Source organism: Streptomyces sp. 15-116A, assembly GCF_025290915.1.
Lineage (GTDB): Bacteria > Actinomycetota > Actinomycetes > Streptomycetales > Streptomycetaceae > Streptomyces.
This window is the reverse complement of the sequence record NZ_JAOCQE010000180.1, coordinates 1-12,977: the sequence shown is the minus strand read 5'-3', so window position 1 is coordinate 12,977 and position 12,977 is coordinate 1. Positions and strand designations below refer to the sequence as shown.

General features: G+C 73.0%; 13 protein-coding genes. 8 read left to right on the top strand and 5 right to left on the bottom strand.

Features of this window, described 5'->3' with window-relative positions; genetic code table 11:
- From N4P33_RS24345 to N4P33_RS24315, 7 genes are all read left to right on the top strand, one after another.
- Window positions 1-226: helix-turn-helix transcriptional regulator (locus tag N4P33_RS24345; protein ID WP_260828859.1), on the top strand; the 226-nt coding region annotated here is incomplete at its 5' end.
- Window positions 227-368: 142 nt separating this feature from the next.
- On the top strand, window positions 369-1,628 hold the full coding sequence (locus N4P33_RS24340; protein WP_260828858.1) for a CdaR family transcriptional regulator: 1,260 nt from the start codon (window positions 369-371) through the stop codon (window positions 1,626-1,628).
- A gap of 295 nt (window positions 1,629-1,923) precedes the next feature.
- A complete protein-coding gene (locus N4P33_RS24335) occupies window positions 1,924-2,706 on the top strand; it encodes an ABC transporter ATP-binding protein (protein WP_260828857.1) in 783 nt (260 codons plus the stop codon).
- On the top strand, window positions 2,703-3,506 hold the full coding sequence (locus N4P33_RS24330) for an ABC transporter ATP-binding protein (protein WP_260828856.1): 804 nt from the start codon (window positions 2,703-2,705) through the stop codon (window positions 3,504-3,506). The genes N4P33_RS24335 and N4P33_RS24330 overlap by 4 nt, the downstream gene beginning before the upstream one ends.
- Window positions 3,503-4,399, top strand: a complete 897-nt coding sequence (locus N4P33_RS24325) for a branched-chain amino acid ABC transporter permease (protein ID WP_260828855.1) — start codon at window positions 3,503-3,505, stop codon at window positions 4,397-4,399. The genes N4P33_RS24330 and N4P33_RS24325 overlap by 4 nt, the downstream gene beginning before the upstream one ends.
- On the top strand, window positions 4,392-5,543 hold the full coding sequence (locus tag N4P33_RS24320) for a branched-chain amino acid ABC transporter permease (protein WP_260828854.1): 1,152 nt from the start codon (window positions 4,392-4,394) through the stop codon (window positions 5,541-5,543). Before N4P33_RS24325 ends, N4P33_RS24320 begins: the two co-directional genes overlap by 8 nt.
- Window positions 5,540-6,826: an ABC transporter substrate-binding protein gene (locus N4P33_RS24315; RefSeq protein WP_260828853.1), complete on the top strand. Its 1,287-nt coding sequence runs from the start codon at window positions 5,540-5,542 to the stop codon at window positions 6,824-6,826. Before N4P33_RS24320 ends, N4P33_RS24315 begins: the two co-directional genes overlap by 4 nt.
- A gap of 57 nt (window positions 6,827-6,883) precedes the next feature.
- On the opposite strand, the gene N4P33_RS24310 is transcribed toward N4P33_RS24315, so the two are convergent.
- Window positions 6,884-7,363 carry an MSMEG_6728 family protein gene (locus N4P33_RS24310; protein WP_260828852.1) on the bottom strand — a complete coding sequence of 160 codons (480 nt, stop codon included), beginning with the start codon at window positions 7,361-7,363 and terminating at the stop codon, window positions 6,884-6,886.
- Between the two features lie 45 nt (window positions 7,364-7,408).
- A complete protein-coding gene (gene mgrA, locus N4P33_RS24305; RefSeq protein WP_260828851.1) occupies window positions 7,409-8,452 on the bottom strand; it encodes an L-glyceraldehyde 3-phosphate reductase in 1,044 nt (347 codons plus the stop codon).
- Window positions 8,453-8,685: 233 nt separating this feature from the next.
- Between mgrA and N4P33_RS24300 the strand changes: the two genes are divergently transcribed.
- A complete protein-coding gene (locus tag N4P33_RS24300; RefSeq protein ID WP_260828850.1) occupies window positions 8,686-9,255 on the top strand; it encodes a snapalysin family zinc-dependent metalloprotease in 570 nt (189 codons plus the stop codon).
- 98 nt (window positions 9,256-9,353) lie between these two features.
- On the opposite strand, the gene N4P33_RS24295 is transcribed toward N4P33_RS24300, so the two are convergent.
- The 3 genes from N4P33_RS24295 to N4P33_RS24285 form a co-directional block, all read right to left on the bottom strand.
- A complete protein-coding gene (locus N4P33_RS24295) occupies window positions 9,354-10,676 on the bottom strand; it encodes a lipase family protein (RefSeq protein ID WP_260828849.1) in 1,323 nt (440 codons plus the stop codon).
- A 197-nt stretch (window positions 10,677-10,873) separates the two neighbouring features.
- Window positions 10,874-12,040, bottom strand: coding sequence for a S1 family peptidase (locus tag N4P33_RS24290; RefSeq protein WP_260828848.1), 1,167 nt, complete (start codon window positions 12,038-12,040; stop codon window positions 10,874-10,876).
- A gap of 175 nt (window positions 12,041-12,215) precedes the next feature.
- A partial coding sequence (locus tag N4P33_RS24285; RefSeq protein WP_260828847.1) for a hypothetical protein occupies window positions 12,216-12,977 on the bottom strand: 762 nt, incomplete at its 5' end.

Here is a 12,977-nt window from a genome sequence, read left to right as displayed (position 1 = left end):
CCGCGGCGGCACCGCGGACCTGGACCGGCTGACCCCGCAGCAGCTGCGTATCGCCCGGTACGTGGCCGAGGGCGCGACCAACCGGGAGGTGGCCCTGAGCCTGTCCGTGAGCACCCGCACGGTGGACTACCACCTGCGGAAGATCTTCGCCGCTCTGGGGGTGCGTTCCCGGGTCGAGCTGGCCCGGTTGGTCGAGCAGGCGGAAAAGACCGGTGCACAGCTCTAGGGACCGACCGGACGGTATGCCATCCTTCGGGGCAGGACGAGTCAGGTGGCGACCGGCCCACGGGCTCCGCGGCCGGCCAGGGGGGCCGGACGGCGGAGCGCCGCGGGCGCCGCCGGGAAGCCGAACCTGGGGGAGATGCGCGATGCAACACGCCGTACGGCCACGGACCCTGCTTCGCTCCGGACCCGTGCCCGCGCCACCGCGCCGGGCACCACGCGTGCGGTCGCTCATCGACGCCGACGCGCTGCGGGTCCTGCACAGTGCCGCCCGGGCCCTGCTGGACGACCTGCCCCAGCTCTCCGACCGGCTGGTCGCCGCGCTGCAGGAGCAGGAGCCCGCCTACCGGGCCGCGGTGGAGAACGACGCCACCGGCATCTGGCAGGAGGTGCACCGCTCGCTGCGGCACAGCATCTCCTCGCTGCTGGATCCGCGCGGCGCCCGGGACGCGGCGCGCCGCTGCACCTGGAAGATCGGCGCCACCCGCGCCGAGCAGGGCATGCCCCTGGACGCGCTGCTGCACGCCTTCCGGCTGGGCGGCTCGCTGGTGTGGCAGGGCCTGGTCGAGGAGACGTCCCGGACGGCGCCGGAGGACGTACGGCTCCTGGTGCACGTGGCCTCCGACGTGTGGGACTTCGTGGACGACCACTGCACACTCCTGGCGGACGCCTACCGCCAGACCGAACGGCAACTGGCCTGGCGGCGGGAGAACAGGGTGCGACTGCTCGCGGGGGCACTGCTGGACGGCACGAGCCGGATCGCCGACCTGCCCGAGGCGGCCCAGGCCCTCGGGCTGCCCGAGCAGGGCCGGTACGTGGTCGTGGCGGTCGCCGGTGGCCGGCTCGCCGGTTGTCCCGGTGCCCAAGTGGTGCCCGCCCCGGGTGTGCGCGTGCACTGGCACGCGGGCGTGGACGCCGACTACGGCATCGTCCTCGCCGAGGACGGCGTCGATCCGCTGCTGCCGCAGGAGCAGACGGCCGGTGTGCGGGTGGGCGTCAGCAGCGCCGTCGAGGGCCTCGCCGCGGTCGGTGAGGCACGCCGCCTGGCGGACACCGCGCTGACCCTGTGCCCGGAGGCGGGCGGGGTGATCCACCTGACCGACCACCTGCCCGCCGCGCTGGTGGTCTCCGCCCCGGACCTCGGCACGGCCCTCGCCGACCGGCTGCTCGGCCCGCTGGCCCACCTGGAACCGGCCGACGCGGAGGTGCTGCTCGACACCCTCGCCACCTGGCTGGCCTGCGACGGATCCGCCCAGCGGGCCAGCCGCCGCCTGTACTGCCACCGCAACACGGTCCTCAACCGCCTGCGCCGTTACGAGCAGCTGACGGGCCGCTCCCTGTCCCGCCCCTCCGACCTCGTCGAGGTCAGCCTCGCGCTGACCGCCCGCGGCCTCCTGCGCCCCTGACCGGCGCATACCCGAAGCGGCCCGCCGCGTCCTGAGCCTGGTTCCGGACGCGGCGGGCCCGTACGCGTGCCCGGACCACGTCGCCCCGGAGCGCCCAGAAGCCGGGGGCGTGCGGAACCACGCGTCCCCCCTGCCTGGGCAGGCGCACAACGCCCGCCCGTCCGCGTTGGTCGAGCGCAGCGAGCGGGAGCGCTCGGGTGTACCGGCCGGTGGTGCGCGTGCTGTCGTGAGCTGCCCTTGAACCGAACTTCCCCCGAAGTCGTGCCGCCGAGCGGTACGGCCCCGAGGAGCCGTGATGCCCGAAGCACCACCGGACGATCTGCCCGCCCTGCACGTCGAGAACGTCGACGTCACCTACGGGCGCGCCGTGTCCGCCCTTCGTTCCGTGTCCCTGACCGTGCCGCCCGGATCCGTCGTGACCCTGCTCGGCGCCAACGGGGCCGGCAAGACCACCCTGCTGCGGGCCGTGTCCGGGACACTGCGCCTGCACCACGGCGCCATCACGGCCGGCCGTATCCGCTACGGCGACACGGTGCTCGACGGGAAGGACCCCGTCGCCGCGGTGCGCGCCGGAGTCGTCCAGGTCCCCGAGGGCCGGCGGGTGTTCGCCGGACTCAGCGTCGACGAGAACCTCCGCAGCGGCGGGCTCGGGCTCGGCCGGCGCGGACGCGCCCAGGTCCAGGAGGCGCGGGACCGGGTGTTCGCGCTGTTCCCCCGGCTCGCCGAACGCACCCACCAGGCGGCCGGCCTCCTCTCGGGCGGCGAGCAGCAGATGCTCGCCATCGGACGGGCCCTGATGGCCGCGCCCCGGCTGCTGCTCCTCGACGAGCCCTCGCTCGGCCTCGCGCCGCAGATGGTGTACCGGATCGCCGAGGTGATCCGCGAGATCAACGCCCAGGGCACCGCCGTCCTCCTCGTCGAGCAGAACGCCGGCATGGCGCTCTCCCTCGCCGACCACGCGCACGTCCTGGAGGTCGGCGAGACCCGCCTGTCAGGACCCGCCGACGAACTCGCCCGCACCGACGCCGTACGCCGCCTCTACCTGGGCGAGACGGCCGAGGACCAGGGGGCGGCGTGAACGACCGCGCCAAGGCCGCGCCGCCCGTGCTCGACGTCCGCGACGTCACGGTGCGTTTCGCCGGCCTCACCGCCCTCGACGCCGTCTCCTTCACCGTCGTCCCCGGCTCGCTGCACGCGATCATCGGACCCAACGGCGCCGGCAAGTCGACCTGCTTCAACGTGCTGTCGGGCCTGACGCGTCCGGCCTCCGGCACGGTGACGCTCGGCGAGCAGGAACTGACGCGGCTCGCCCCGCACCGTATCGCCGCGCTCGGCGTGGCCCGCACCTTCCAGAACATCGTCACCACCCACGGCACGGTCGCCGACAACCTGATGCTCGGCCGCCACGTCAAGTCCCGCGCCGGCTTCGCCGCGAGCGCCCTGCGCCTGCCGGGCGCCGTGCGCGAACAGCGCGCGCACCTGGAGCGGGCCCGTGAGATCGCCGAACTCACCGGCCTCGGCCACCACTTCGACAGCCCCGTCGGACTGCTGTCGTACGGCGACCGCAAGCGGGTGGAACTCGCCCGCGCCCTCTGCCTGGAGCCGAGCGTGCTGCTCCTGGACGAGCCGGTCGCCGGCATGAACGCCGCCGAACGCGCCCGCACCGCCGAGGTGATCGGCGAACTGCGCGCCGAACTCGGCCTGACCATCCTGCTGGTGGAGCACGACATGGGCCTGGTCATGCGGCTCGCCGACGACGTCACCGTCCTCGACTTCGGCAGGACCATCGCCCAGGGCACACCCGACGAGGTCCGCCAGGACCCCGAGGTGCTGCGTGCCTACCTCGGCACCGGAACACAAGGGGAGGACGCGGCATGACCGGGTTCCTGGACAACGTCCTCAACGGACTCGCGCTCGGCGCGGTCTACGCGCTGGTCGCCCTCGGCTTCGTCGTGATGTTCAAGGCCTCGGGCGTCCTCAACTTCGCCCACGGCTCCATCCTGCTGCTCGGCGGCTACCTCATCGCCGTCCTGCACGACGACCTCGGCTTCGCCGGCGCCCTCGCGGTGGCCGTCCTGACCACCGCCGCACTCGCCGGCGCGCTCGACCGGTTCCTGCTGCAACGCGCGGGACAGGACGCGCAGGCGGCACACATCCAGACCATCGCCACCATCGGCATCGACATCCTGATCTTCACCGATCTGGCCCGCCGTATCGGCGGCGACCTGCTGACGCTGGGCGACCCGTGGGGCGACTCGGTCACCGAGCTCGGCCCGGTCACCGTCGCCGACAGCCGGCTCGCCGCGATCGTGGTGTCCACCGTGGTCATCGGCGCCGTGTTCGCCCTGTTCCGGTTCACCTCGTGGGGACTGTCCCTGCGGGCGGCGGCCGAGGACCTGGAGGCGGCGGCCCTGATGGGCGTACGGCTGCGCCGGGTGCGCGCCCTCGCCTGGTGCCTGGCCGGTGCGCTGGCCGCGCTCGCCGCGGTGTTCCTCGCCGCGTTCCCGGCGCCCGGCCTGGAGCGCACCACCGGACAGATCGCGCTGCACGCCTTCCCGGCCGCGATCCTCGGCGGCCTCGCCTCCCCGGTCGGCGCCCTCGCGGGCAGCCTCCTCATCGGCCTCACCGAGGCGCTGGTGGTCGGCTACGAGTCCGACCTGCACGTCCTCGGCGACGGCTTCGGCGAGGTCGCCCCGTACGCGGTGATGCTGCTGGTGCTCCTGGTCCGGCCCACCGGGCTGTTCGGCGGGAAGGGAGCGGCTCGTGTCTGACCGTCTCCTCGGCCTCGTCAGGGGCCGCCCCGCCCGGATCCTGCTGATCGCCCTGCTGCTGTGCCTGCCGCCCTTCTACCTGGACGCCTTCTGGCTGCGCATCGGCCTGTTCTCCATGGCCGCGGCCATCGGCGCCGTCGGACTGTCCCTGCTCAGCGGCACCGCGGGTCAACTCTCCCTCGGCCACGCCTTCTTCCTCGCCATCGGCGCCTACGGCTACTCCTACCTGGCCGGCGAGCCCGGCCCCGGACTGCCCCCGGTCCTGGCCGCCGTCTGCGCGGTGCTGCTCGCCGGCGCGGCGGGCGGCCTGTTCAGCCCCGTCGCCGGCCGGGTGAAGGGCATGTACCTGGGCATCGCCACCCTCGCCCTGGTGTTCCTCGGCCACCATGTGCTGCTCACCTGGGACTCGGTCACCGGCGGCTTCAACGGCCGCTCGGTGCCGCCGCTGGAGGTCGGCGGGTTCAGCTTCGACTCCTCGGGCTCCGAACTCGTCGTGCTCGGCGTGCCGTTCGGCGCCGAGGAACGCCTGTGGTTCCTGGGTCTCGCGCTGTTCGCGTTCACCTGGTTCACCGCCGGCGGCCTGCTGCGCGGACGCCCCGGCCGGGCGCTGTCCGCGCTGCGCGACAGCGAGACCGCGGCGGCCGTCATGGGCGTGGACGTCGCCCGCCATCGCTCGGCGGCCTTCGTGGTGTCCTCCATGTACGCCGGCCTCGGGGGAGTGCTGCTGGCGCTGGCCTTCCGCCGGGTCGTGCCCGACTACTTCTCGCTCGCCCTGTCCATCGACTACCTCGCCATGATCGTCATCGGCGGCCTCGGCTCGGTCGCCGGAGCCACCGCGGGCGCCGTCTTCGTCACCGCGCTCCCGCTGCTGATGACCCGTTACGCCGACCAGCTGCCGCTGGTGACCGCCCCCGGCTCGGGCGAGGGCTCCGTCGGCCCCACCGAGGCCGCCCGCTACCTGTACGGCGCCGCGATCGTCCTCGTCCTGCTGTACGCACCCGACGGGCTGCACGGACTGGCCCGCCGGATCCGCGCACGCCTCCGGCGCCCCAGGCCCCCCGCCCCCGACCGGGCCCCCGCACCCCCCTCACCCTCACCCTCGCAACCGGCAGCAGCCGCACCGACCAAGGAGCACACCGCGTGAACACGACCCACAGGCCCCGCACCCGGCGCCGCACCTCCGGTACCGTCCTCGCCGGCGCCCTCGCCCTGCTGCTCGCGGTCTCCGGATGCAGCTCCAAGGCCGACAACGGCGGCGACAAGGGCGGCGACGCCGCCGACGGTGTCCGCACCGGACCCGGCGTCAGCGCCAAGACCATCAAGCTGGGCGCCCTCACCGACCTCACCGGCCCCTACGCCACCCTCGGCAAGTCCATCGTGCAGGCCCAGCAGATGTGGGCCGACGAGACCAACGCCAAGGGCGGCATCTGCGACCGGAAGATCGAGATCGTCGTCAAGGACCACGGCTACGACGTGCAGAAGGCCGTCACCGCCTATGCCGACATCTCCCAGGACGTCGTCGCCATGCCGCAGGTCATCGGCTCCCCGGTGGTCGCCGCGCTGCTCGACGACATCGAGCGCGACAAGATGCTCACCTTCCCGCAGGCCTGGGCCGCCTCCCTGCTCGGCAAGGACGCCGTCCAGGTGATCGGCACCACCTACGACGTCGACATGATCGCCGCCGTCGACTTCCTCACCCGCACCAAGGGCCTGAAGAAGGGCGACAAGATCGGCCACGTCTACTTCGAGGGCGACTACGGCGCCAACGCGCTGGAAGGCTCCACCTGGGCGGCGAAGAAGGCCGGCCTGAAGGTGGTGGACCAGAAGATCCAGGCCACCGACACCGACCTGTCCGCGCAGGTCTCCGCGCTGCGCAAGGAGGGCGTCAAGGCCATCCTGATCAGCGCCGGACCCGCCCAGACGGCCTCCCTGGTCGGCGTCGCCGCCTCCCGCGGCCTGAAGGTCCCCGTGGTCAGCAGCGCCCCGGGCTTCGCACCCCAGCTGATGAAGACGCCGGCCGCGCCGGCGCTGGCGGCCATGCTGCACATCGTGAGCGCCGCGCCCGCGGTCAGCTCCGACCTGCCGGGCGTGCAGCAGATGGTGAAGGCGTACCAGAAGAAGTACCCGGACTCGCCGGTCGACTCCGGCGTGCTGTCCGGCTACAACGCCGCGCAGCTCATGGGCGCCGACCTGAAGAAGGCCTGCGAGGAGGGCGGCCTGAGCCGCGAGGACGTGGTGAAGGCGCACCGCTCGCAGAAGAACGCCGACACCGGACTCGGCACCCCGCAGGACTTCTCGGACGTCGACCGTCCGGCCAGCGTCGAGACGTACGTCCTCAAGCCCGACGCGAAGGCGGTCGGCGCCGTGGTGAACGCCGAGGACGCCCACACCGCACCGGGCGTCGAGGACTACCTGTCCGCACGCTGACCAGCCGGCACGCCGGGGTGTTCCGTCACGGAGCGCCCCGGCGTGCCGTCGTCCGGCTCAGGCCACCGCCTCGGGATCTCGGTCCGAGGCCGGCCAGACGTACGGCAGGTCGTCCGGCTCGCCCGGGAAGTGCTCCGCGTAGGCGTCGGGGTCCTTGCGGAGCAGCGCCGAACGGTGGCTGCGGTGGAAGGACTCGTCCCCGAGCCAGGGCGGCAGCTCGCCCGCCCGCGCCAGCTCCCGCTGGTCGCGCACCCGGGTGCCGGGCCGGGCGGCGGCGAGGTCGGCGACCAGGGTGGCCGCGCAGCTGTCCTGGTGCCCCCGCTCGCGCCACACCCGGCAGACCTCCAGCCCGTAGCGGACCAGCGCCTCCTCGTAGCCGGTCCACATCCGCACCGCCGGATGCCTGCGCCATCCGTATCCGGGCACGATCAGACCGCGCAGCACCTGCAGCGCCTCGACGCGCTGCTTGCCGAGCCGGCGCCGGTCGAGGACCAGCGCCGACTCGGCGAAGCCGGGGTACGGCAGGAACGTCTGCATCGGGCGGTCCGTGTTCCCCGTCCCCGGCGAGGCACACCCGCCCGGTCAGCCCAGGGTGCCCAGACGGGCCTCGCGCCACAGGTCGACGCCGCCCTCGGTGGCGTACGTGTCGATCTCGGCCAGCTCCTCGGCGGTGAAGTCCAGGTTCTCCAGCGCGGCCACGTTCTGCTCCAGCTGCTCGGTGCGGGAGGCGCCGATCACCAGCGAGGTGACCCGGGGGTCGCGCAGGGCCCAGGCCAGCGCCATCTGCGCGAGGCTCTGCCCGCGCCGGGCCGCGATGTCGTTCAGGGCGCGCAGCCGCTGCCGCATGTCGTCCGTCAGCCACGCCGGGTCGAACGACTTGCCCTGCGCCGCCCGCGAGTCCCCCGGGACGCCGTCCAGATAGCGGCCGGTCAGCAGGCCCTGGGCCAGCGCGGTGAACCCGATGACGCCGAAGCCCTCCTCCTGCGCCACGTCCAGCAGGCCCTCCGTCTCGATCCAGCGGTTCAGCATGCTGTACGACGGCTGGTGGATCAGCAGCGGTGTCCCGAGGTCCCGCAGGATCGCGGCGGCCTCCCGTGTGCGCTCGGCGTCGTAGGAGGAGATGCCGACGTACAGCGCCTTGCCCTGGCGGACCGCCGTGTCGAGCGCGCCCATGGTCTCCTCGAGCGGAGTGGTGGCGTCGAGGCGGTGCGAGTAGAAGATGTCGACGTACTCCAGGCCCATCCGCTTCAGGGACTGGTCCAGCGAGGCGAGCACGTACTTGCGGGAGCCTCCGCCCTGGCCGTAGGGCCCCGGCCACATGTCCCAGCCGGCCTTGGTGGAGATCACTAGCTCGTCGCGGTAGGGGGCGAGGTCCTGCTTCATCAGGCGGCCGAAATTGATCTCGGCGGCGCCGTAGGGCGGGCCGTAGTTGTTCGCCAGGTCGTGGTGCGTGATGCCCAGGTCGAAGGCGCGCAGAGCGATCTCGCGCTGGGTCTCGAAGGGCCGGTCGTCGCCGAAGTTGTGCCAGTAGCCGAGGGACAGCAGGGGCAGGTCGAGTCCCGAGCGCCCGGTGCGGCGGAAGCGCATGGTGCCGTCGTAGCGCTCGGGGTGGGCGACGTGGTTCATCGTGTTCGGTCTCCGGGTGGTGCGGTTCGGGGTGTCCCGTGGGATCGTGTGTGACCCTTGCCCACACTGCCCCCACATGATCAGGAAGTCCAACCGATCCCTCCCATGAGATTCAGCGGTGCCGCTTCTGAATCGGTGCGGGCCGGAATGACGGATTGCCGGTCCCGCCGTACGGGCAAGGACGCAGCGAGTGGCATGAGCACGACTGCCCTTCCCCCACAAGGAGGTCGACCATGCGGATCAGAACAGTGACCTGCGGCGTGGCCGCGGTCGCGATGATGTCCCTGCCTCTGCTGAGCGGCCAGGCCCTGGCCGCGGAACCCGGGACGGTGCGGCAGGCCGCCCCCGCCGCCCGGGTGCTCACCTACGACGCGAGCGGCGCCGCGGAGTTCCGGTCCGCCGTCGACCGCGGCGCCGCCATCTGGAACGAGAGCGTCGACGCGGTCGAACTGCGCCCGGCGGCGTCCGGGCAACGCGCGAACATACGCGTGCTCGCCGACAACGGCTGGCCCCGCGCCGTACCGTCCGGCCTGGGCAGCGGCACCGTCTACATAGGCCGCCAGGCCGTGAACCAGGGCTACCACACGGTCCGCATCTCGGCCCACGAACTCGGCCACATCCTGGGCCTGCCCGACCGCAAGCCCGGCCCCTGCTCCAGCCTGATGTCCGGCTCCAGCGCCGGCACCGGCTGCACCAACGCGTACCCGGACGCGGCGGAGCGGGCGGAGGTCGAAGGCAATTTCGCGGGCTCCCGGACCGAGGCTCCCGCGACCGCGCCGCTCGCCGCCGCGCTGCGGGACTGACGGGGCGGCTCACATCCCGGGGGATGCTTCCGTCCCCGGGAAGCCCCGCTCCCGGAATCCTCCGGGAGCGGGGCTTCCCCGTATGCCGTCGGAGCGGCTCAGCGCTGGTACGGCATCGTGCCGCAGTTGGAGCCGGTCGGCTCGCCCCGGAGCCGGTCGGTCAGCCAGGCGATGGCGTCGCCCTGGTCGGTGATCAGCGGGGCCAGATGATTGGTGAGGATCTTGTCGCCGAGGTTCGGCAGCCTCACCGCCTTGTACGTGACATCCGCACCCTTCGTGCACCAGTCCACCGCGAGCTGCCGGGACTGGGCGTGCGGGACGATGTCGTCCTGGACACCGGTGGCCAGCCGGACCGGACCCGTCGGCTTCAGCGTGCCGAGGCGCTGCTTGTCGAGGACCGCCTGGGCGCGGGGCTCGCCCGCGATGACCTCGGCGACGGACTTGCCGCTCTTGGTCCACTTGGTGCTCTTGGTGAAGCCGTAACCGAAGATCGCGTCGCCCACGCAGGTCGTGGAGATGTCCTTCAGCGCGGCGAGCCCCGTGGCGTTGACGTGCTCGTTCACGACCTCGCGCATATCGGGCTCGGCCTGGACGAAGCCGTTGATCGACCAGCCCAGAGCGGCCGCGAGCGCGCTGCCGTCGATGCCCTTCATCACCTCGGTCAGATCGGCGGGCGGCGCGCCGCTGTAGGTGCCGACGAGGTCGATCTCGGGGGCGTAGGTGCCGTGCAGCTCGGCCGCGGAGGCGCTGGCGCCACCGCCCTGGCTGTAGCCGTAGAGGCCCACCCGAGAGTCCGCCGTGACGGACGCGCCCGGCACCGAGCGGGCCGCTCTGGCCGCGTCCAGCATGGCGTGCCCCTGGTCGACGCGGTTGACGTAGGTGTGCACCCGGTCGGTCGCGCCGAGCCCCACGTAGTCCGTGACGACGACGGCCGCACCGGTGGCGAGGATGCGGTAGATCGCCAGATCCTCGTACGCGATCGACACGGTCTGCCCGTTGAGGGTCAGCGGGTACTGCAACGCGAACGAGGGCGCGCACTGGTCGCCCTGCCCCATCGTGCCCGAGCCCACGACCACCAGCGGGCGGGGACCGTCTCCCTTCCATCGTGCCGAGGGCTCGATGTAGGCACCGGTCACGGCGACCCGCTCGCCGGTCGAGGCGGTGGAGGTGTACATCAGGCGCGTGGCGGTGCCGGGCATGGGCCGGCCGTCGAGTCCGGGCAGGCTCAGGCCCAGCGGCAGCGGTTCGTGCCGGACCAGTACGCCGTTGCCGGACGGGAGTTCGGCGGGCGGGGTGTAGAAGGCCGGGATGGTCACGCCCCGGGACACCACCGGGTCGCTCGCGGCGGCGGTCGGGGCGGCGGCGCAGACACAGGCGGTCGTGGCGACGACGGTGGTCAGCACGGTGCTGATACGGCTCACGGCTCACTCCTCGCTCTGCTCAGGAAGGTGAACCGGAAACTAGCACCGCTCACTTACCGCCGGTAACACCCGCGTAAGTTACGGCACGGTAACTATTCCGGGAGTGAAGTACCGGGGCGTGCGGGCACACGAAGAGCGGGCCCCGCCGGTGATCCGGCGGAGCCCGCTCGTGGTCGGGGGTGTTCGGGTGGGTGCGGTCAGGCGGTGTGCAGGGTCAGCCCGTAGCGGCCGAGGATCTCGTTGACCGGCTGGAACCAGGTCTCGCCGCCGCCGGAGCAGTTGCCCCAGCCGCCGGAGGTGACGCCCTGGGCCTGGTCGCCGCTGATGAACGAGCCGCCCGAGTCGCCCGGTTCGGCGCACACGCTCGTCTTCGTCATCTGGTGCACCGCGCCCTGGCTGTAGTTCACCGTCTCGTTCTTGGCCAGCACGGTCCCGCAGTGCCAGCGGGTCGTCGAACCCGAGCGGCAGATCGAGGCGCCGACCGGGGCCTCGGCCGACCCGCGCACCAGCTGGTCCGGGACGGTGCCCCAGCCGAGCACCACCGGAACTGTCCACCAGCCGCTGCCCACGTTGACCCACGCGTAGTCGTTGCCCGGGAACGAGGAGCCCTGGAAGTTGCCGATGTAGGAGCCGTCCCAGCCCCTCACCCCGGCGCCGGTGCCTCCGCAGTGCCCGGCGGTGACGAAGCCGCCGTGCACCGAGAAGCCGATGGAGCAGCGGACGTTGCCGGTGTAGTACGGGTCGCCGCCCACGGTGCCCGCCGCGAAGGTCCGCGCCGGCGCCTGTACGGTGCGCACCGTGACCGGGCCGGCCTCGCGGGCCGCGGCTACGAACCGGCGGACATCGTTGTCGGAGCGCTCACCGCGGACGACGTTCACGACCACCGTGTTGGCGGCGGGATCGACGGACCAACTGCTCACGCCCGGGGGCGCGTCGAGGCGGTCGATGCGCGCCTTGGTCGCGTCGAGCCGGTGCGCGCTGTGCTCCACGGTGCGCACGGCGGCGCCGGACGAGCGCAGGGCGCGGACCGTCGAGGCGTCGGCGTCCTCGGTGACGGCGACGGTCAGTTTCCCGCTCTTCGTGTCGAACCAGTCGCCGCCGTAGGCGGATCCGGCGGCCTTGCGGGCCTCGGGGGCGAGTGCGGTGGCCCGGCGTTCGGCCGTGAGGCGTGCCTCGGCCTCGGTGCGGGTGAGGCCGAGGTCGCGCTGCATGGCGTCGAGGAGGCCGGTGGAGACGGTGGGGGAGGAGGGGGTCGGGGTGTCGGCCGCGTCGTTCGCGGATGCCGGCAGGGTGCCGGCCGCGGCCCAGCTGCCGATGAGGAGGAGGGCTGCCACGCAGGCGTGTGTGAGTCCGGTGCGTCTCATGGAAGATGCCCTTCGTCGTTCCAGCGAGGTGGGGGTGGAACAACCGTGATCTGAGAGCGCTCTCAATCCGAGTGGGGCAGAGCGTAGCGCCTCCGGGTCATCAGGTCCATGCCAATGGGAGGGGCAATTCGGGGGAGGGGCGAGGTGGTTGTGCGGAGCGACGGCGTACGTTCGTTCATCTCACCCGCGTGACAAGGCGTTTCGCCTCCCGTTCGGCTTGCTTCGCCTCCCGTTCGGCGCGGGTGAGGGCGTCGGCGGCGGTACGGTTCCGCTGCTCGGCCTCGCGCTGTTCGTGCTCGGCCCGCTCCAACTCCTCGCGCGCTGCCGCGAGTTCCCGCTCGATCTCCGCGACCCGCCGCTCGGCCTCGCCGCGTCGCTCACGCGCCCGCTCGACGGACGCCTGTGCCTCCGTCCGCTCCCGGCGCCGTTCGCGCAGGCGCTCCTCGGCGGCCTCGGCGGCTTCTGCCGCCGCGCGGGCCTGCTCCTGCCGTTGCCTGCGCCGCTCGGCCAGCTCGTCCTTCTTCTCGCTTTTCTTGCGGGCCGGTGCCGATGGCGTCTGTGCGGAAGCGGGCCGGGCGGGCTCCCGTCGTGCCGTACGCGGGGCCGCTCCGGCGCCGCTCGCGGGCATACCGGGGAACTCGGCGGGCGGGGTGAGCGCGCTTTCCAGCCGGCCCTCGGCCCACCGGTCCGCGGCATCAGGGTCGGCGAGCACGGCGCGCAGGGTCTCCTCGACATCCCGCTGAACGGCGTCCGACAGCGGCTGCCCGGCCTCGCGGGCGAGCAGCGCGGCCTGCCGGGAGAGTTCGGAGACGATGCGCCGGCGCTGGGCCGACAGTTCCTTCAGCCCGCTGGGGTCCAGCGTGGCGTAGGCCGCGCGCAGTGCCTGCCCCAGCTCCAGGAACTGCTGGGCCTCCTCGGGCCGCGACCGGCGCAGCAG

Coding starts and splice junctions, on each gene's coding strand:
- N4P33_RS24340 (WP_260828858.1), top strand. CDS start 369: ATGCAACACGCCGTACGGCCACGGACCCTGCTTCGCTCCGGACCCGTG.
- N4P33_RS24335 (WP_260828857.1), top strand. CDS start 1,924: ATGCCCGAAGCACCACCGGACGATCTGCCCGCCCTGCACGTCGAGAAC.
- N4P33_RS24325 (WP_260828855.1), top strand. CDS start 3,503: ATGACCGGGTTCCTGGACAACGTCCTCAACGGACTCGCGCTCGGCGCG.
- N4P33_RS24310 (WP_260828852.1), bottom strand. CDS start 7,363: ATGCAGACGTTCCTGCCGTACCCCGGCTTCGCCGAGTCGGCGCTGGTC.
- mgrA (WP_260828851.1), bottom strand. CDS start 8,452: ATGAACCACGTCGCCCACCCCGAGCGCTACGACGGCACCATGCGCTTC.
- N4P33_RS24300 (WP_260828850.1), top strand. CDS start 8,686: ATGCGGATCAGAACAGTGACCTGCGGCGTGGCCGCGGTCGCGATGATG.
- N4P33_RS24290 (WP_260828848.1), bottom strand. CDS start 12,040: ATGAGACGCACCGGACTCACACACGCCTGCGTGGCAGCCCTCCTCCTC.